The following is a 19,531-nucleotide window of genomic DNA, read 5'->3' on the forward strand; positions in this document are numbered from 1 at the left end:
TGGAGTGATCCACCATGGACGCATCACAAAAGAGGGCCCGCTATTGCGGGCCCTCTTTTGTGGGCGATTCACTCTTACATCAATGATTCTTGATGGCTTTGCCCGCGCTTGATGGCAAGACAGCTAGCTTTCCCGCAGTACGCTGCGCCCACAATTTGGCCATGAAGTCCCAAGCCATCAGCACGGCGCCCATGGCGAATACGACGTCACCAGGCATGCGCATCCATTGCCAGAAGGTAGTCGTGTTGTAGAACTGCATGCTGCGTGCGTAAGCGTAGCCGTGGGTGTAGACAGCTTCCAGCTGTGGCCAGCCGATCGGGTAGAAGTTCAGCACGATCCACATCACCACGCCGATGTTGTAGAGCCAGAACGCCCACACGCCGATTCGATCGCTCCACGGCCGGTCACCGTTGAGATAGCGCAGCACCATGTAGATCAGGCCGATCGCCAACAGGCCGAAGGCGCCGAACATGGATGTGTGTGCATGATTGAGGGTAAGGAAAGTGCCGTGCTCGTAGTAGTTGACCAGTGGTGCATTCAGCGTGCCTCCTCCAAACACGCCGGCACCAACGAAGTTCCAGAACGAAGAGCCGAGGATGTAGAGATAGGCGAGCTTGTACGGAAAGTCCTTTTTCTGCTTGATGTGAAGTTGCTGCTCGATGGCCTCCAGTACCAACAAGACCAGTGGCAGCACCTCGATGAAGGAGAACATGCTGCCGACACCGACCCAGAGTCCAGGCTCGCCAGCCCAATACAGGTGATGACCGGTACCGAGTACACCGCCGATCACGATGAGGACCCACTCGAACAGTACGGCACGCTCGACCATCTGACGCGACACCAAGCCCAGCGCCATCAGGAAATAGCCGGTAACCGCGGCGGTGAATAGTTCAAACGCGAGCTCCACCCAGAGGTGAACCACCCACCAACGCCAGAAGTCGGTGATCGAAAACGAGGGATTGGGTGAGCCCAGCGGAATCATGCCGAACACATAGAACACTGCAACAGTAAGCGTGCTTATCCACAGCAGGTGTTCGATACGGAATAGGCCGTACAGCGAGCCACCGCTCTGCCTAGACAGCGATTTGAGGGTAGGCCAGAACGCGCGCAGCAATACGATGCACCAGACGGCCAAGCCGACGAAGAACAGGATTTGCCAGAAGCGGCCCAACTCCAGATATGAGAGACCCTGGTTGCCGAACCAGAACCAGTTCTTGTCTAGCAGCCCCATGATGCCCAGATAGTCCCCGATCAGGGCGCCAGCCACGATCGTTAACAAGACCCAGAAGATCAGGTTGACGAGCAGTCGCTGCCCCTTGGGCTCGCGTTTGCCGATCAGCGGCGCCAGGAACAGCCCGGCGCCAATCCAGCTCACACCGATCCAGATGATCGGTGCTTGCAGATGCACGCTGCGCAGGAATGCGAACGGCAGCCATTTGCCAACATTGAACCCGTAAAAGCTGGCGCGATCAGTGTAGTAGTGCGCCATGATCGAGCCGGCAAGGATTTGCACCAGAAGAACGCCTGCTACGACCAGGAAGTACTTCCATAGCGCCTTCTGGCTAGGCGTGGGTGCCATGAAAGTGTGCAGGACCGGTTCAAAGGTTTCGTTTGGGGCTTTTGGCTGGATCCACAGACGGAAGATCACCAGCGCCGCGCCGATGGCGAAGAACACCATCGTGAAGGATGCCCACGTCCAAACGAAGGTCGCTGACGTGGGGGCATTGCCGACCAGCGGTTCTGCCGGCCAGTTGGTAGTCCATGAATAATCCTTGCCGGGACGACGTGCGACCGTGGTTAACGACGAATAGAGTAGGAGCTTTGCGGTCTGATCGGCGCTGGATGGGTTCAGCGCGCGCGCACCCGTGTAGCCTTTGGCGAAATCATCAGTGAGCAGCGCCGTGGCGATGCGTGGATGCAGCGTGCCAATCGCCGCGGCCACAGCATCCGGAAGGACGACTTGCTGCTGGCTCAGGTCGATGCCTTGCAACTGCCTGCGCATGGCGTGGGTGATGCCCTCCTGCTCGTCGGCGTCGACGGCATCGAAAGGCTTGCCATAACGCGTCAGGGCGAGGTTGTTCCGGACTTCTTTCGCTAACTGCACCAGATACTCGGCGGTGTAGTCTTCGCCAAAGGCGGAGCCCATGCCATACAGGCTGCCGTAATCCATCAGGTCGGCTTTCTGGAAGCCCGATTTGCCGCCAACGATGTCGGCATAGTCCATGACCGACGTACCATCGCTGGTAACCATTTGCTGAGGTAGTGGAGCGGCCTGCTGATACGTGCTGCGGGTCGCTGCGGCCATGCCCAGCAAGCAGGCAACGGTAACGAACAGCAGCACCCAGATCAGTACCTTGCTGGTACGGTCCTGTGGACCCGCTTGGCCATATGGGAGATTAGTTGTACTCATCGATGCATTCCTGTTTGCGGAAAGGGGCTACGCAAATGCTATGCAACTTGCCTTGGCGCCCAGCTGATCTGGATCAGGAATGGCAACGAAACTGCGTGACTCGTCGCCGCAAATGTCGCAGCGCTTGCCTAGGTACACCGTTACTGACAGGTCGACCAACGCCTTAATGGGTCTCGGGTGGCCGATGGCTATGCATCGAGGTCACGGAGCAATGCAGCCTCTTCAGTCGATTGATCACCCCGATTCCGGGCAGGTGACGCGACCATTCAAGGCATAGCGCTAAGTGTTCGAGGCGAAGGCTGAGTTAAGTGCATTCGGACTTGAATTCGTCACACCACGTGGCGAGGGGAATATGCCGGTGTCGATCGTTGCGCTCCCCGGAATTGCGTGCAGTCAAGGTTTAGCGAGTCCTTTGCATGGGCAGTACGCAATGGTGGGAACGAAAAGCGGCGAGCATTACCCGCCGTTTTCCTTTCCTGGACCGAACTCTCTTGTCACAACCGTTGATCGGAGCCGTCTCGATGGACGCAGCCCGCTACGACCACATGGCGCTTTCAGAGCGTGGTTATTGCAAGTCTTCCATCTTTCTCGACACCGCGGCGGTCATGATCAGAACTTGTAGCTGAGCATCACGCGGTTGTAGGTGAACGACCCATTGCCGGGATTCAGGTTGCCCGTACCGCCGGAAGAGAGTTCCCACCGATCGCGCAGCTGGAGGCCTTTGAGGTAGCCGTCGAAGTTGTAGATGATGTCGAAATAGGTATCGTGGCTGTCGCCGAAGAGATCAGTCGTGTACTTGGCGTAAGCGGCAACCAGTTGCAGTTTGCTTCCAAAAAAATCATACGCCGCCTTGGCCTTCCATGCGTGCCCAGGACCCGCTTCCCCCAGGCCGCGGATCATCGAGGTGGTGTAGAGCGGATCGGTGGACCAACCCACTGTATACGGCGAGATGATGGCGCCATCGCCAACGGCATCGTCCTCCTGCGACAGCTTGTTGTAGTACACATCAAAGCGGCCGTTCGGTATGACCAGGCCGAGATCGGCACCCCAAGCACGGCTCTTCACGTCATCGCCGGCTACACCCAGCAATTTGGCCTGGGTATCCACCAGCGTGTTGTCCGATCCACCTGTTTCGGTCAACAGCTGAGCGCCGATAACGGGATTGAAACCGGTGCCGGTATTGAACACATAGCTGCCGTCGGCATAACCCATGTGCGCGAAATCCATGAAGTCGTAGTACCAGCCCTGTACCTTCAGCCCACCGTTGACGTAGGTGGAGCCCAACGCCCAAGTACCAGGAGCCGAAGGTGCCGTGGCCGGCAGCGGTGCGTTACCGGCGTACAGGGAGTCGCCATGATAGGTGGTGGGGTAGTAGAGGTTGTCATCGAAATAATTGTCCGACGTACGGCTCTTCCAGCCGAAGGTGCGCAGCGCAACGATGTCCCAGCCTGCGAGAGGCTTGAAGTCAGCGGTCAATGCGTCATACGAGGCAGGAATCACTCGCCCATCCATACTGCCCAGCCACGGCGTATCGATGTACTGATAGCCACCTTTCAGCAGCACCCAGCTGTTCTGGTACTGCAGATAGGCCTGACTCAGCGCGGTGAGGGAGTTGCCGGGACCCATCAGCGTGCTATCGATTTTTTTCACGTTGTCCGATTGCGTCTCGAACGAATTGGCGCTCACCAGCGAAGCGCCGAGACTGAAACCGTACAACGAGGCAGTCTTCGCGTTGAGCAGGATCGCAGCGGAAAATGCCTGGGCATTCGGCTTCGCTGCGGTCTGCACGCCGTAGTCGCGATTGAAATCATATACGCGAAGTTGGCCGTCCACCGTGCCTTGAGTAAACAGATCGCTGAGGGTATCGGCGTGCGCGCCGAAACTGAGTGTGCAGAAAAGGGCTGCGATAGTTGCGGTGGCGAGTTTGTTGCGCATGATGATGGGCTCTCGTGATGGGTGTGCGCAGTTTCGTAGCGCGCAGTGGCACGCGATCTGATTCGCGTCAAGTTCGGGCAATCTGGGTATCAACTGTGACAATGTGTCCTGCGTAGGGCATCAATCGGCAGGCACAGACACGCTAGCCCGGCACTAGAAGGCGGCTGCAAACCGGGTTCTCCAACGTACGGCTATCCACGCATCGTCTGCGACAGCGATATGCCTTCCGATGATCAGCGGTATAAGAAACAGCCATGCACCAAACCAGCTAATTCAGTTCAGCTGATCGGTACCCGCAAATGAGCGCTGAGCAGGAAGGCGAGCGGCTACCACTTATCGACGTCGATGTCGTAGAAACCAGCGCGTCGAAAGGGCCCTCGCAATGTCTGAGCTTATGCCGGTCGCATTCGCTGTAGCAGACTCCGTATCCGAGTCATAGGCGATTGACTTCCGTCGCGGTCGCCGGTCAGACCGCTCATCACCATGCGCTTGAACGGCCCAAGGCATGCGCTACCATCCAGCGCCAGTTTGCGCAGCGCCCGTGCCGGGCGGCGATCGTCGGTGTACAACTTGGCCAGCAGTTGCGTCGCCAGATACAGCGGGCGGGTAGCACGACGGTGCTCGCGTTCGTAGCTCTGCAGCAGCTGAGGGTTCCAGATCGGCTCACTGGCGGCTCTCGCCGCACGTAGTTTCCGAGACAGAGTCTCTTGCCCGAGCAATCCGAAGTTGAAGCCATGAGCCGTGACCGGGTGCATTCCGACCGCAGCATCGCCGATCACTGCAAAACGGTCAGCGACGAAGTGTCGAGCGTACACGCCCACCAGTGGGTAAGCGCAGCGCGGGCCGGTCACGTTCATTGCGCCCATGCGTTGTTGGAATCGCGCGGCCATCTCGACGCCCAGTGCGGCATCATCCAGCGCAAGCAGTGCTTGCATTTGCTGTGGTGGTAGCGTCACTACCACGGAGGATGTGTGAGCATCATGCAATGGTAGCAGCGCTAAAGTCTGGCCGAAGGCAAACCACTCCCACGCCGTCTGATCATGCACCCGCTCGTGACGCATTTTGCATACCAGCATGACCTTGCCGAAATCGTGCATGCCGGCAGCGATGCCCGCCTCCCGACGCAAGCTGGAAAATCGACTGTCGGCGGCCACTACTAGCTGTGCTCGCAAGATTTCGCCATTGTCGAGAACGACATCGGCGCCATCGCTGCCGTTGCGTACTGTGGTTACGCTCACGCCAGTTACGATTCGCACCTCAGGCAACTCCGCCGCCGCGGCGTAGGCTGCGCGACGAATCGCATGGTTGGGCAGCAGCCAGCCCATCAGCGATTTCCCCGCTTCTTCGTGGCTGAAAAACAACCCGTCGTGATCATCCCCGTTGAGTACCTTGGCGTCACGTAAGGCGCTGAGCTCCTCCTCGCTCAGCCGTGACCAGAGACCTAATTCAATCAATAGCCGCCGCGAATGATGGGTAATTGCGATTTCGCGACCGTCGTCCAGTGGCGCCCTCAAGGATGCCTCGTCCTGGCGTTCGACCAGCGCGATGCGCAAGCCGCTGCCAGCAAGTGAGCGTACGAAGCACAGCCCGACAGGACCCGCACCCACCACCACGACATCAAACGACATGACTGTCTCTCAATTGCTCAGTGATGCCGTCAAGTTACGCTTCAGCATGCATATGGGCATTGACGTAAATCAAGCCTGCCTGGCTACTGTGACGCAACCGTAACCGAACTAGGTTTAGTCAACGCGGCAGGCGCCGAACGGCCCTCAAGGCGTTAGCGTTTTGCTTCCAAGTCGACAATCGCTCTCACGAAAGCTGGGTCAGGTGCTCCGGAGGCGTCGGTCGTGGCAATTACGCGGCCCTCCGCGTCGAGCAGGGCCACCACCACGTTATGGCTGAAGCCACCACTTGGCAACGGCCGGTAGGCAATGCCCAATACCCCTGCCAGCATGCCTTCATCACCTTCTTCAGGGCGGGCCAGTCGGAACTGCGGCGTTTGCACATGATGTTCGTCCGCCACTTGCCGAAGCATCGCAACGTCGTCGACCGTGGGGTCGAACGTCACCAGTAACACCGGTATTGGTCTTTTCTGCGCGATCGCATGCTCGATGCGTTTCAATGTTTCGATTTCGAGCGGACAGGCCATTTTGCACGAGCCGTAGAACATACCAACGAGACGCGGCTCCCCACGTAGTGAGGCAAACGAGAAGACATCGTTTTGCTGATCTCGCAGTATCAGGGTGGGAATTCCATATATCGAGTCTTTCGGTAGTGGTGTGGCAGCGGGGGGCGAAGCGAATGCCAGCGGTGGAGCAAGCACCAGCCCCATCAGCAGCAGTACATGTAGAGGGAAGCGCATGGTCATTTTCCAGGCAAGTCACGAACACAACGGAAGCCAACGCGCGGTGCGTCATCGGCGGGTTTGAGTGCAGTCAGGGCGGCAACACGCATCATTAGCGCGTATTGGTTCTTGTCTTCAAAGGCCAACGCCGAGCCGCCGCATAGTGCCAATAGGGCGCCGCCGCCAGCAACCCGCGAATCGGCGTTGGGAAACATCGCGGCGTAATCGCCGGTCCACTCCCACAGCAGTTGGTTGAGATCACGTAACCCATAGAAATTGGCGTGATGCTGACCGATCACACCAGGGCGCTCACCGTTACTGGCCAGGATGGCCGACAGCAACGTCTGGTTGCGAGCCTGATCCTGTCTGGCATCACGATGGGTGCCATCAGCGGCACTCACGTATTCCCATTCGTACCAGCTAGGCAGTCGCGCGTGCTCGTTGGCGCAGAAAGCTCGCGCGGCGAACCAACTGACATTGGTCACCGGTTGTTGTTGTGCCGCGGCGCCTAGGATCAGTGGCCCCTGCCACGCTGCTAGGTATTGCGGTCCGGCAAACAGGGGCGACACTCTGCCTCGCTGCCATTGTGGATATTTGCTCACGAAGGTCAGATATTCGGCGTTAGTCACCGGCTCGGCCCGCATCGTGAATGGCTTAATCGCGATACGCGAGGCGCTGCCGTCTATGGCCAAGGCACTTACAAACCGGCCAGCGGGAATGGCCACATAGTCTGCAGCTGTTGCTGCTGGCGATATCGCCAGCAGCAACAGGCATCCGGCGAGCCGGTTTGACACGGATATAGCCTCCTTGGGACGACAGCCGATGGCATCGACACGGTGGTGCGATCGACTCGACCTCAGTTTGGTTTGCCGCCTGCACGGACGGCCTTGACTTCGGCCGGACTGATGCTTCCACCCTTGTTGTTGAAGTTGTTCAACACATAGGTCAATACGTTGGCGATCTCTTCATCGTTGAGGTTCGGACCCTGGGCTGGCATTACCGACTCGTAGCCGGTGCTGTTGACGGTTATCTTTCCACTGAGGCCGTTGAGCACAATGCCGATCGCTCGTTTTGGATCCGCATTGAGGTAATCGGACATCGCCAGTGGCGGGAAAGCCCCAGGCAGACCCATTGCGTTGCCCTGATGGCAGGCGGAGCAGATCTGAGTAAACACACGCTTGCCATCGGCCATGGCCGAGTTTGCATTGGAGACTTCGGCGACTACGGCAACGGGTTCCGCCGCGCCGCTTACCGGACCGCTGGATACTTTATTGTAGATCGCCGGTTGTGGCGGCCCGCTCACCTTGATTTCGCCCAATGCTCCCTGCATGAAGGCACGAGCAATCGAGTGGTCGACCAGCAGCAGGGTCCCCGGTACCGGCGTGCTTAGTTCGACCATAGTGGTGCCACCCGCTGGAACCAGGGTGGTCTGCACGTTATGGTTGATCAAGGTGCCGCCCTCGACATTGGCATTGTCGAAAATGCCGCCGATGACATGGAAGCTAGACACTAAGTTCGGGCCTCCGTTGCCGACAAACAGGCGCACCGTATCGCCCACGTTTGAGGTGAGCGCGTTGGCGCCCGTCAAGGAGCCTTCGCGACCGTTGAACAAAACGTAGGTCGGTTGCTCCAACAGCATTTTCTGCATGTCAAACGATTGCAAGCCGGGTTCGTGGTAGGTGCCAGTGGTATAGAAGTCGCCTTGCGTCACGTAATATTCGTGATCAACCTTGGGCAAACCTTCTGGTGGCTCGACTTCGATCACACCATACATGCCGTTGGCGATGTGCATCGGTACGGGTGCTGTCGCGCAGTGATAGATGAAGGTGCCGGAGCGCAGCGCTTTAAAAGTAAATACGCTCTCATGTCCCGGTGGTGTGACGGTGGAGGCTGCGCCACCACCTGGTCCCATCACGGCATGAAGGTCGATGTTGTGCGCCATGTGCGAATTGGGATCGTTCTTCAGATGCAGCTCCACGGTATCGCCCTGCCGCACGCGGATCAGCGGCCCTGGCGTAGTGCCGTTGAAAGTCCAGAAGTTATAACGCACGCCATCGGCAATTTCCTTGACCACTTCTTGCGTTTCAAGGCGAACGATCACGCGTGCAGGATGATCACGATGAATCGGTGCCGGTACGCCCGGGGGAGCGACCAGCTTCTCCTCGATGGGCGGTCCTTGGGGAGGTCCGAAATCCCCTGTGACTGTTGTGGACCCATTGATCGATCCAGCGGAGTGTGCCGCGTAAGCGGATGAACCGATGTAAGCAGTGATCGCCAACAGGCCAGCGGCAGCCAGTAAAGAGGGCAGCAATCGTGACATAAGGTCTCTCCTTTGTGAGTCCTGGCTTAAGCCTAAATCACTATCTTTTTGCCTACTTGATTTGGATCAGTTTCGAAAGCGACAAATGCTTTCTGCGTCAAGCTGCCGCATAATGCTAGCTCGAAAAACGATCGCCGAAATGGCCGTTCACATGTGGAACCAGGTGGCTCCAGTGCGAGAGTAGTGCCAATTTATGACACCACTAGCCTCAGGGCTTTGGGTTTAAGCGCGGATCAAAGAGGCTGGCGCGCTGGGGAAAAATTGCAGATGACGGCATTGCCGCCTGCATGGCCAATTGCTTCAACAGAGAAAGACTGGATGAAGCTTGGGAGCCATCCATGCCATAGCCTGTTTGTCGAATGCGACAGGCTCTTGGTTCGGGCGCACGGTCACCTGAATTTGGACTCGCTCTCTGCGACACCTAGCTCAGTTAGGTAGCAGACTCTGACCTATCCTGCGCAGCTCGGCTGGATTGTTTAGCACCAGTTCGCGCCCTTCGATTTCAATTAACCCGAGGCTGCGGAAGCGACTAAGAACTCGGCTCACTGTCTCGGCGGCTAGACGGAGATAGTTGGCGATATCGCCGCGTGACATGCTTAGTTGAAAGTGAGTGCCAGAAAAGCCTCGCGTGGCATAACGCTCACCTAGATCCACGAGAAACGCTGCCATGCGTTCGTCGGCGCTATGGTCACCCGCGAGTAGGCTGGCGGCACCCAGCTCCTTGCTGAGCATGCGGAAAAGGTGTTGCTGTACGGCTGGGATACGAGCGGCCAACGCGCTCATGGCCGGGAATGAGAAGCGACAGAAATGTCCGTTCTCCAGCACGATTGCATCGCACGGAAAATGATCCGGATAGATGGCGTTTAGGCCGATTACTTCGCCGGGTAGGTAGAAGCCAAGCACCTGTTCGCGCCCGTCGCGATCAACCATGCTGGTCTTTACTGTGCCAGCACGCACCGCAAAGATTGCGCGAAATGGGTCTCCGTTGTGGAAGACATATTCACCGGCTCGAAACGGTCCTACGTGCTCGACCAGACAATGCAGTGCACTTAGGTCGGACTTGCCATAGCCCACTGCGAGACAAACGCTGGCAAACGCACAGGTACGACAGAAATGGTTTTCATCACCATCATCAGCGATCGGACTGGGTGGTTGGGGCAGGCGGCCTATCTGATCGCTGGAACGCATCTGGGAAGCATCTTTGGTGATCGTGCCATTCATATGGTACGCGAGTAGCGTGCCGTGCTCTCTCGGCCGAGATACGCATCAAAGCACATCGCGATACTACGCAACAACAGCTGTCCACGCGACGTTACACGGATGATACGTGAGTCTAAGGTCACCAATTGGTCATCGGCAAGCAATTGCAGCCGGGCCAGTTCAGTAGCGAAATATTCCCCGAAGATTAGACGATGACGCGCACCAAAAGCATACATGTCCAGCTTACCATGGCACATCAGCTCACTTATCGCTTCGCGACGAATCTCATCGTCCTCGTCCAGCAGCAGCCCACGAACAATAGGCAGGCGGGCATTGTCCAGGGCACTGTAGTAGCCGGTTAGATCCCGGGCATTCTGGCTGTAGCTGTTGCCAATACGGCTGATCGCACTCACACCCAAGCCTACGATGTCGCAGTCGCCATGGGTGGAGTAACCCTGAAAATTTCGTTGCAGTGTGCCCGCCCTTTGTGCGCGTACCAGCTCGTCGTCGGGGCGTGCAAAGTGATCCATGCCGACGTAGACGTAGCCGGCCGAACAGAGCCGCTGCAGCGCTTGACCAAATAAGGCTAGCCGCGTCGCCGGATCGGGCAGTTCGGCCGTGTCGATCTGCTGTTGCGCCTTGAACAGGTGCGGCATATGCGCGTAACCGTATACGGCTACACGGTCTGGTTCCAATCCGATCACTTCCGAGAGTGTATGGTCAAATCCCTGCATCGTTTGCCGTGGCAGACCGTATATCAGGTCTACACTGGCCGACACGAAGCCTGCGGCCCGCCCAGCCTGCAATACCTCACGTGTCTGCTCCACACTCTGAATACGATTGACAGCCTGCTGCACCTCCGGATCGAAATCCTGGATGCCTACCGACAGTCGGTTGAAGCCAAGCTCCGCCAGGCCGTGGATGTAGTTGCCATCGGCAAAGCGCGGATCAATCTCGATGCCGTACTCACGCCGGCTCTCGTGTATGAAGCTGAAGTGCTGGGCCAACGACTCCATCAGCTCGGCCATCCGCGGTAGATCGAGAAAGTTCGGCGTGCCACCACCAAAATGTAGTTGACGCACTGGCCGATCACGGTCGAACAGTGGTGCCAAAAGTTCAATCTCGCGGTACAGCCGTTCCAAGTAGCGGTCGGCCTTGCCGATATCGCGGGTAATTACGCGGTTGCATCCACAGTAGAAGCACGGACTGAGGCAAAAGGGTACGTGAACGTAGAGCGACAACGAACGCGGGATTGGCTCTTCGTTGGACGCGCGGATCACTTCGCGTAGCGTGGCTTCGACGAAATCGCGTCGGAACTGCGGTGCTGTGGGATAGCTGGTATAGCGCGGTCCGTCCGTGTCATAGCGGGCGATTGTCGCCGGATCGAATTCAGGTGCAGTGATGGCTCGGCTCATGTGCTTAGTTTGTGCAGCGCGAGTAGTTCGTGCATTGATTCAGGTCAAAAACCGCGACGAAATGCTGCGTTGCTCCTATCCAAGGCGAGCACCACCATCGGAAATCCAGCTTTACGTCGGTTGGAGAGCATCGCGTGCTATTTGTCAGGCCAATCGCTCCGCAAGCTATCCTGTCTAAGCCTAAGAGGGCAAAACATGAGGTTGGGAATCCCATCCACACTTTACGAGGCCGATGATGTGCACCTCCTTGGAGCAACTAGGCAAGAAGTCATACGCCCTTCGACCCGGTCGCGAACCGCAGCCATGATTGCCGATCAATCGGTACGGCCTCCATATGACACAGATCAAGAATGTCGCCCCGAATGGCGGTCAACATGACAGGTCGTTCTCACTTGAGTTGACGCCGTCATGGCTGAATCTCCATCTTCAAGAGTCAAGCCCGCTATGTTCGCGGAGTTGCCAGCCCTGCTGGCGTCGGCGCCGCATCGGCTGCTGTTTCTGGCCGGCACGGTTGCAGTGCTGCTCAGTATGCTTTGGTGGGCGCTGGAACTAACCTGGATGCGCTTCGGGCTGGGTGGCTGGCCGCAGCCATCGATAGCCCCCGGCTGGGCGCATGCAATGCTGATCCAATACGGTTTGTTTCCGCTATTCATCTTTGGCTTTTTACTGACAGTTTTTCCGCGCTGGCTGAATCGACCGGCGTTGCCGCGCGGGCGGTATGTACCGGTCGCTGGCTGCGTATTCGGCGGTTATGTGCTGGCGAACGTGGGGCTGCTCGACTTGCCGTGGCTGCTCAAGCTCGGCTTCATCGTGATGCTGGCGGGTTACGTGATCGGCTTCTGGACACTGGCGACGGTGTTGCATGCGTCGGGTGAGCGCGACAACCATGCGCGTTCGTGTCTTCTGGCGGTGGGTTTGGGCACGCTAGGGCTTCTCGCGTTCCTGGTCTCTCTGTTCGGCGGTCCGTTCGAGTGCGCTACGCTGGCGATCCGGCTGGGGACATTTGGTCTGCTCCTGCCCATTTTCTTTACGGTAACGCACCGAATGCTACCGTTCTTTAGCGGCAATGTGGCAGCCGACTACAGGGTGATCCGTCCGCGCTGGAGCCTTCCGGTTGTGTGGGTGTTGCTGCTAGTACATGCGCTGTTGGATTGGCGCAATGCGTTGGGCTGGCTGTGGCTAACTGATGTTCCGCTGGCGCTGGTGTTCGCTTGGCACGCGCTGGCGTGGCAACCTTGGAAGGCGATGCGGCCAGGTCTGCTTGCTGTGTTGCATCTGGCATTCGCTTGGCTGCCGTTGGCATTCGTGCTGTATGCGCTGCAGGACGTGATTTACGCGGCCAGCGGTCATCTGCTGCTCGGACGTGCACCTCTGCATGCATTGGCGATTGGTTACTTCGGCTCGATGCTGGTCGCAATGGTGACGCGGGTGACCCAAGGCCATTCCGGTCGGCCGCTGCAGATGGGCGCGGTAGCGTGGCTGTGCTTCGGACTGCTGCAGATCGTCGTGTTGCTGCGCATCCGCGCGGAATTGGGCGGCGATATGTACCTATGGCTGGTGGTCGCTGCGTACGGCTGGCTACTGGCTTTTCTGCCATGGGTGCTGCGTTCGGCATGGATCTACCTGACCCCGCGGGTGGACAACAAGCCGGGTTAAGGTGGCGCCGCCGTCGTCTTGCCAACAACTCACACAGGCTCTCGCTTGATCCATATCAGCGCGTCCAGGATGGGCTACGCGCAGACTCGTTCACCCAGTATTGGGAGAAAGTGATGGCTGTCTGGTATCCATGGATAGTGTTGATACATTTGTCTTGCGCGATCCTGTTTGTCGGTTCGGTGGCGTTCGAGGTGTTGGTGATCGAGTCCCTACATCGACACTTCGACGGGGCCATAATGCAGCGTATCGAACAGGCGGTGATGGCGCGGGCACGCCGCTTCATGCCGCTGGTAGTGATTCTGCTGTTCGCCAGTGGCGGCATGTTGTTCGACATTCGTTGTGCTGGCATCAGCTGTATTGGCACGCGCTTCGGCAACTTGTTGCTGCTGAAGATGCTGCTGGCGTTCGGCGTACTCGGCGTGTTTGTTAATGCGATGCGGGCTATGCGGAGCGGCAGGATGAACGTGTGCCGGTTCCGGCATACCCATCGCGTGGTACTCGGCCTGATGATTGGCATCGTTTTCTTGGCCAAGATCATGTTCTATCTGTAGACGGCCTTCTTCTAATAAGGCGCATCATCTCTACAGTCGCATTCAATGATCAGTCGATCAGTATCGACGGCCAGTTTTAGGCAGTGAGTACGACGGCACCGGTGTTTCAGTAGGTCGGTAGCGATTTAGGGAGATGTTCAAGCCCTACGACTGTGAAACCTGAAGGCGCTGAATCACTCATGTGTCGGGTACACCCGACCCTGGAGCTGGCTCCGGGTGATTGGTGAAGCATGGCTCGCGGAGTGCCTCGACCGAGCTGGGGAGCTACTCTCTGGTGATGCCGACTACGGGCACGACAAAGTTATGTGCTCGCTCATGCAGGCCGAGCCACAGCTTGAGGCTGCGGCCGATGTGCTGGGCATACTCCAGCATCAGTACGGCGTTCGCTTCGTCCAGCTCTTGGGCGCAGGTTTCACGCCACAGGGTAAGCCAGCGGTCAAAATGCTCGGCGAGGATCGGGTGCGGTCGGTGTGCGGCCATCAGGTTTCCGCGACAGCTTCCGATGCGTAATGCTACTGATGACCAGAAGGAGGCAAGTAAGCGCTTGTGCTCGTCCCAGTCACGCACTGCGGCATTGAATACTGGGCCCAGTTTCCGATCGCATCGCACCCTTTCGTAAAAGCGGTCGACTAGCGTAGCGATCGCGAATTCGTCAAGGAATGGTGAGTTCATGCGGAACGTGGTGCATCAGGAGTCGGAATACACGAAAGTAGGGGCGTTTGCCCACAGCACGTATCCGGTACCAGCCGGAAACGTGCTGTGGGCGCCACTTATTGGCTCAGGTTCAGCGTGCCCTTCATCAGGGTCGCGTGGCCTGGGAAGGTGCAGAAATATGCGTATTGTTCGCCAGTCTTGAGCTTGGCTACGCTGATGGTCGCGGAGTCGGATTCGCCACCACCGATCAGCTTGGTATGCGCAATGATTCGGGCGTCGCCCGGCTTCTCATAGTTGCTGGCAGCACCTGCCTGCATGCCGTCGGCAATAACGCCGGGCTCGTCGGCATTGTGGGCCAGCACCCAGTTATGGCCCATCGCAGTCTTCGGTAGCGTACCGGTGTGTTTCAAGGTCACCGTAAAGGTCTTGCAGGTCTTCGGCACGGTGATGCTTTTTTGATTGTATTGCATAGCATCATTGGCTTCGACAGTGGTTGCACACTCAGTGGCCAGCAGTGGGGTGGACAACAGGCCGAGCAGGGTGATCGCAATTAGTTTTCGCATTAGTAGAAGCTCCAATGAGGAATGGTGGGGAAGAAGAGTGGCTTCATTTTGGCGTGCTCATGCGCAGTCAGCCTTGATCTGGGTCAGTGCCAGCGGCAAAGTCCTCTGCCTGCGTGGCCCTTTCCGGAGGCGCTTCGCCCGGAGCCAAATCTTCAAGCAGTGGTAGAACTCCCGGGCTGTCCAGATCGTCAAACTGCTGGTGATTGACGGCCCAGAAGAAAATGACTGTCGCGATCAGCACCACCAGCAAGGTTACCGGGATCAGTACAAGCAGGATGTTCATACGCGCATCTCGCGTTGCTTCGCCGTGGGTTCGCTGACACTGTCGCGACCCACGCGCAATGCGTTGAGCACGACTGCCAATGAGCTCAGCGACATCCCGATGGCGGCGAGCCACGGCGGCACGAAGCCGAGCGCGGCGAACGGCACGGCACACAAGTTGTAGACGAGTGACCAGCGCCGGCTCTGAGCAACCACGAGAGCTACCTGGCGCGCGATCGAGCGTGCTTGCACGAGGCCGTCCAGACCTCCATCCAGCAAGAGCAGGTCGGCATGCGCCTGTGCCAACTCGGTTCCACTACCCAGCGCGGCGGAGACGTCCGCGCCCGCCAGTACCGGCGCGTCGTTGCTTCCGTCACCGACGGCCAAGGTGACGTGATCACGCTGGCGGGCTGCCTGCAGCCGCTGCAGCTTGTCGGTGGGCGACTGACGGCCGTAAGCGTCGTGGATGTCCAGACGAGCGGCAAGCGCGGCCACGCGCGATTTACTGTCGCCACTGGCGATTACCAGCGCGATGCCGTCGGCACGCAGCGCGTCGAGCGTGCGGCGGGCATCTTTGCGTGGCTGTTCGTCGAGATGGAAGGCAGCGATCGGTCCGTTCTGATCGGCCAGCAGCAGCGCATTTGAGAGGCTTGCCGATACCATATGTCCGCTCGGCGCCAGCGCGAAATCGGCGCGCCCCAAACGCAGTGGGCGACCATCGACTTCCCCGCTGATGCCTGCGCCGGCACTGACCTCAACTGCCTGCGCCCGCTGTGGCAGGCCACGCTGGCGGGCGGTGCTGGCCAGCGCACGCGCCAGCGGATGCGAGCTTTCATGGGCCAGTGCGGCGGCCAGCTGCAGCACGTCATCGGGATCATCGCCGCGGAGCGGTTCGATCGCGGCGGTTGCCAGTTGCGGCACGCTGAGCGTGCCGGTCTTGTCGAACAACGCGTAATCGACCCGCGCCAGCGTGGCCAGCGCGCTGCTGTCGGTGACGAGCACTCCGTGTCCAGCCAACACGCCGAGAGCGCGGGTCAGCGTGGCCGGTCGAGTCAGTGCGAACGAGCATGGACAGGCGACCACCAGCACCGCCACCGCCGCTTCGAACGCGCGCGCTGGGTCCACCAGCATCCAGCCCAGCGCCGTCAACGCGGTCAGCAGCAGTACGCGGCCGATAAAACGGCCGACTTCGCGTTCGCCCCCGGGCGCGGACACCATGCGCGCCTTGCGCGTACGCGTGCTGAGCGCGCTCAATCGGGCGGCAGCTGTCGCCTCGCCGGTGTGTTCCACGAGCAGCTCGGCAGGGCCGACCAGCAGCATGCTGCCGGCAATCAGCCGCTCCCCGCGCTGACGCTGCACGTGGAGCGATTCGCCCGACAGCAAAGCCTCGTCCACCTCGGCCATGGCGCTCTCCAGCACGCCGTCTGCCGGTACCGTGGTGCCCTCGGCGATGTGCACGTGATCGCCAGCAACCAGCTCGATCGCGGCCACCGTTTCCAGGCTGCCGTCTGCATGCCGACGCTCCGCCAGCAGCGGTGCGGCATCGATCACCGCATCGCCAAGAGCACCACTGCGATGCCGCGCGCGCAACTCCACGTAGCGTGCGGCCAGCAGCAGAAACACAAACATGCTGACCGAATCGAAGTAGATGTCGCCGCTGCCGCGCAAGGTGTTGATCGTGCTTGCGAGAAATACCAGCAGCACCGCGAGCGTCACCGACAGGTTGATGCCCAACTGGTGGCGGCGCAGTTCGCGCAGTGCGCCGACATAGAACGGCTTGGCCGAATAGAACACCACGGGCACGGTGGACAACAGACTCAGCCAGCGGAACAGGCCGCGGGTAGTGAAATCGACGAAGTCGACGACGCCGATGTAGATCACGAACGCATAGGTCATCACCTGCATCGCGAACATGCCGGCGACCAGCAGGCGCTTCAATGCGTCATGCGATTCGCGCGAACGGGCGTCGTCGATGCTGTCATGCCGCAGCGGTTGCGCCCTGCAACGTGCGCCAGTGAACGCCTCGAGCAGAACCGGCAGTGATGTGTGCTGCCTGTCCCACACTACCCGTACGCGCTTGGCCGGTGCGTCGATGGCCACCCGCTGCACGCCGGGCAACCCGTGGATGAGTTGCTCCAGTCGCAATACCTGCTGCGCGTTGTGCAGTCCTTCGACCCGCAGAGCGATCTCGCTATGACCATCTCGGCGTGTACGCAATACCTGCGCAGCCAGTTGCGGCTGGACCCATGCCGCATGGGTACTCATGGTGGAGGGCCGTTGCTGCTATGGCTGCTGCTTGGCACCCCGAACACGGTGTGCGACGTGTCCACCGGGATATCGGCGTGACGGGAGCTCACCACGATCAGCCATACGCACCCGGCCATCGATGCGGCGAAGACCACCACACCAAGCCACAGCACCGGCTGGCGATACCAGCTCGATGCGCTGGATAAATCGCGGGCGTCATGGCGTGGCATCATCGCGGTGCGACAGGTGGTAGACATAGGCGGCCAGCACGTGGATCTGGTCGTCACTGAGGCGGCGGCTCCACGCCGGCATATGGCCCTGCCTGCCGCCACCGATGGTGGCTTCGATATCGGCAACGCTGCCACCGTGCAGCCAGATGTGGTCCGTGAGATTGGGTGCGCCAAGCGCCTGGTTGCCCTTGCCATCCGGGCCGTGACAGGCGGCGCAGGTGACAAACAGCGGCTTGCCGGCCGCCGCCTTGGCAGCATCGTACGGTGAGCCGGACAGACTAAGCACATATTGGGCGAGATTTTTCACGTTGTCCTCGCCCAGACTCGCCCACGGCGGCATGACACCGGCACGACCATCGTGGATGCTTGCGGTGATCGACTTACCGTCGCCGCCGTACAACCAGTCGGCGTCAGTGAGATCGGGCGCACCAAGTTTTTGATTGCCCTTGGCGGTGCGCCCATGGCAGGCCGCGCAGTCGTCGCCGAACAATTCCTTGCCCATCTGCTGGGCGGCTGGATCGCCAGCGAGTTGCTCGACTGGGTACAGCTCGAAGCGCTTCATCTCCTCGGCGAACGCGACATTGTTGCTGGCCACGTTGCGCGCCAGTTCGCCATGCGAGGTCCAGCCCAGTAAACCCTTGAAGTTGCCGAAGCCAGGGAACAACGCCAGATACGTGAAGCCGGCGATGAACATGCTGGCCGACATCAGCAACCACCAACGCGGCAGTCGTCGCACACCCTCGCGCAGCGCACCGTGTGCCCAGATGTGGCCACTGGTGCCGTCGGGCAACGTCGGTATTTTTACCCACGGTCCCCACAGGAACAGGAACAATGTAATGCCCAGGTTGAACACCACCAGGAACATGACCCACAACGACCAGCCTGTGCTCATGGACGACTCTCCCGTGTGCCTGCCTGCGTGTCGGCAGGTTGTTCTTCCGTATCTTCCTGCATCGGCAACTGGGCCATCTGGTCAAACACTTTCTTGTGGCGCTTGCGCCAAGCCCAGATCCAGATACCAATGAAGGTGATCATCATGGCCAGGATGAAAGCGCCCGCGATCTGTCCCCATACCGGACTCATGGTTGGCCTCCATCGCTGGCTTCCGCCGAGGTTGTCTTCGTCGGCTCATTTTTAATACCCAAGCCCTGCAGATAGGTAATCAGCGCGTCCATCTCGGTCTTGCCGTTCACCGCCGCTGGCGCGCCGGCGATGTCCGCGTCGCTGTACGGATCGCCCAATCGGCGCAGCGTGCGCATGCTGGCCTGGATCTCCGCCGCATCGAGTTTCTTGTCGGCCAGCCAGGGGAAACCTGGCATGTTTGATGGCGGCACCACCTGCCGGGGGTTCATTAGGTGCATGCGCTGCCAGTCATCCGAGTATTTGCCTCCGACACGAGCTAGATCCGGTCCGATACGTTTGGAACCCCACAGGAACGGACGGTCGTAGACCGATTCGTCGGCGGTGGAGTAGTGACCGTAGCGCTCCGTCTCGAAACGCAGCGCGCGGATCATCTGCGAATGGCACAGATAACAGCCCTCTCGTACGTAGATGTCCCTGCCAGCCAGGCGCAGCGGGTCGTACGGTTTGACCCCGGACGGCGCCTTGATCGTATGTGCCTCGATGAACAGCGGTGTGATTTCAGCGAGGCCGCCGAGCGAGACCATGATAGCGATCAGGATGCCAAGCAGGCCGACGTTTTTCTCGATGATTTCAAAATGCTTGTATGCCATGTCGTGATC

Annotated in this window: 18 protein-coding genes; 2 read left to right on the forward strand and 16 right to left on the reverse strand. The window is 59.2% G+C overall.

Features of this window, described 5'->3' with window-relative positions; genetic code table 11:
* Window positions 1-79: 79 nt before the first annotated feature.
* The 8 genes from B0E48_RS17190 to hemN form a co-directional block, all read right to left on the reverse strand.
* Window positions 80-2,410, reverse strand: coding sequence for a cbb3-type cytochrome c oxidase subunit I (locus B0E48_RS17190; RefSeq protein WP_077519327.1), 2,331 nt, complete (start codon window positions 2,408-2,410; stop codon window positions 80-82).
* 609 nt (window positions 2,411-3,019) lie between these two features.
* Complete coding sequence (locus B0E48_RS17195) at window positions 3,020-4,345, reverse strand: hypothetical protein (RefSeq protein WP_077445404.1); 1,326 nt, start codon at window positions 4,343-4,345, stop codon at window positions 3,020-3,022.
* 392 nt (window positions 4,346-4,737) lie between these two features.
* Window positions 4,738-5,973: a 5-demethoxyubiquinol-8 5-hydroxylase UbiM gene (gene ubiM, locus B0E48_RS17200; protein ID WP_077439617.1), complete on the reverse strand. Its 1,236-nt coding sequence runs from the start codon at window positions 5,971-5,973 to the stop codon at window positions 4,738-4,740.
* Between the two features lie 152 nt (window positions 5,974-6,125).
* Entirely contained in the window at window positions 6,126-6,710 is a 585-nt protein-coding gene (locus B0E48_RS17205; protein ID WP_168170404.1) for an SCO family protein, read from the reverse strand.
* Between the two features lie 2 nt (window positions 6,711-6,712).
* Window positions 6,713-7,486, reverse strand: coding sequence for a formylglycine-generating enzyme family protein (locus B0E48_RS17210; RefSeq protein ID WP_254424018.1), 774 nt, complete (start codon window positions 7,484-7,486; stop codon window positions 6,713-6,715).
* Window positions 7,487-7,548: 62 nt separating this feature from the next.
* Window positions 7,549-9,012, reverse strand: coding sequence for a copper-containing nitrite reductase (gene nirK, locus B0E48_RS17215; protein WP_077439619.1), 1,464 nt, complete (start codon window positions 9,010-9,012; stop codon window positions 7,549-7,551).
* A gap of 426 nt (window positions 9,013-9,438) precedes the next feature.
* Complete coding sequence (locus tag B0E48_RS17220) at window positions 9,439-10,200, reverse strand: helix-turn-helix domain-containing protein (RefSeq protein ID WP_077439620.1); 762 nt, start codon at window positions 10,198-10,200, stop codon at window positions 9,439-9,441.
* Between the two features lie 29 nt (window positions 10,201-10,229).
* Window positions 10,230-11,627 (reverse strand): oxygen-independent coproporphyrinogen III oxidase, encoded by a 1,398-nt coding sequence (gene hemN, locus B0E48_RS17225; protein WP_077439621.1) that lies wholly within the window; start codon window positions 11,625-11,627, stop codon window positions 10,230-10,232.
* Between the two features lie 408 nt (window positions 11,628-12,035).
* Between hemN and B0E48_RS17230 the strand changes: the two genes are divergently transcribed.
* Together B0E48_RS17230 and B0E48_RS17235 are read left to right on the forward strand one after the other, a co-directional pair.
* Window positions 12,036-13,283, forward strand: a complete 1,248-nt coding sequence (locus B0E48_RS17230) for an NnrS family protein (RefSeq protein ID WP_077439622.1) — start codon at window positions 12,036-12,038, stop codon at window positions 13,281-13,283.
* A complete protein-coding gene (locus tag B0E48_RS17235) occupies window positions 13,241-13,834 on the forward strand; it encodes a hypothetical protein (RefSeq protein ID WP_254424019.1) in 594 nt (197 codons plus the stop codon). The genes B0E48_RS17230 and B0E48_RS17235 overlap by 43 nt, the downstream gene beginning before the upstream one ends.
* A 264-nt stretch (window positions 13,835-14,098) precedes the next feature.
* Here the strand turns inward: B0E48_RS17235 and B0E48_RS17240 are convergent, their stop codons facing one another.
* The 8 genes from B0E48_RS17240 to ccoO all read right to left on the reverse strand — a co-directional run bounded on the left by B0E48_RS17240 (window position 14,099) and on the right by ccoO (window position 19,522).
* Complete coding sequence (locus tag B0E48_RS17240) at window positions 14,099-14,506, reverse strand: group III truncated hemoglobin (RefSeq protein WP_077439624.1); 408 nt, start codon at window positions 14,504-14,506, stop codon at window positions 14,099-14,101.
* 98 nt (window positions 14,507-14,604) lie between these two features.
* The gene (azu, locus tag B0E48_RS17245; protein ID WP_077439625.1) at window positions 14,605-15,051 is read right to left on the reverse strand and encodes an azurin; all 447 of its coding nucleotides are present in this window, start codon (window positions 15,049-15,051) and stop codon (window positions 14,605-14,607) included.
* A 67-nt stretch (window positions 15,052-15,118) separates the two neighbouring features.
* Window positions 15,119-15,334, reverse strand: a complete 216-nt coding sequence (ccoS, locus tag B0E48_RS17250; RefSeq protein WP_077439626.1) for a cbb3-type cytochrome oxidase assembly protein CcoS — start codon at window positions 15,332-15,334, stop codon at window positions 15,119-15,121.
* Entirely contained in the window at window positions 15,331-17,577 is a 2,247-nt protein-coding gene (locus B0E48_RS17255; RefSeq protein WP_077519328.1) for a heavy metal translocating P-type ATPase, read from the reverse strand. The genes ccoS and B0E48_RS17255 overlap by 4 nt, the downstream gene beginning before the upstream one ends.
* Window positions 17,574-17,792 carry a hypothetical protein gene (locus B0E48_RS17260; RefSeq protein WP_254424020.1) on the reverse strand — a complete coding sequence of 73 codons (219 nt, stop codon included), beginning with the start codon at window positions 17,790-17,792 and terminating at the stop codon, window positions 17,574-17,576. The genes B0E48_RS17255 and B0E48_RS17260 overlap by 4 nt, the downstream gene beginning before the upstream one ends.
* Complete coding sequence (ccoP, locus tag B0E48_RS17265) at window positions 17,776-18,681, reverse strand: cytochrome-c oxidase, cbb3-type subunit III (RefSeq protein ID WP_077439628.1); 906 nt, start codon at window positions 18,679-18,681, stop codon at window positions 17,776-17,778. Before ccoP ends, B0E48_RS17260 begins: the two co-directional genes overlap by 17 nt.
* On the reverse strand, window positions 18,678-18,872 hold the full coding sequence (locus tag B0E48_RS17270; protein WP_077439629.1) for a cbb3-type cytochrome c oxidase subunit 3: 195 nt from the start codon (window positions 18,870-18,872) through the stop codon (window positions 18,678-18,680). The genes ccoP and B0E48_RS17270 overlap by 4 nt, the downstream gene beginning before the upstream one ends.
* A complete protein-coding gene (gene ccoO / locus B0E48_RS17275) occupies window positions 18,869-19,522 on the reverse strand; it encodes a cytochrome-c oxidase, cbb3-type subunit II (protein ID WP_077445398.1) in 654 nt (217 codons plus the stop codon). Before ccoO ends, B0E48_RS17270 begins: the two co-directional genes overlap by 4 nt.
* Between the last annotated feature and the right edge of the window lie 9 nt (window positions 19,523-19,531).

Source organism: Rhodanobacter sp. C03 (genome assembly GCF_002001175.1).
GTDB lineage: Bacteria > Pseudomonadota > Gammaproteobacteria > Xanthomonadales > Rhodanobacteraceae > Rhodanobacter.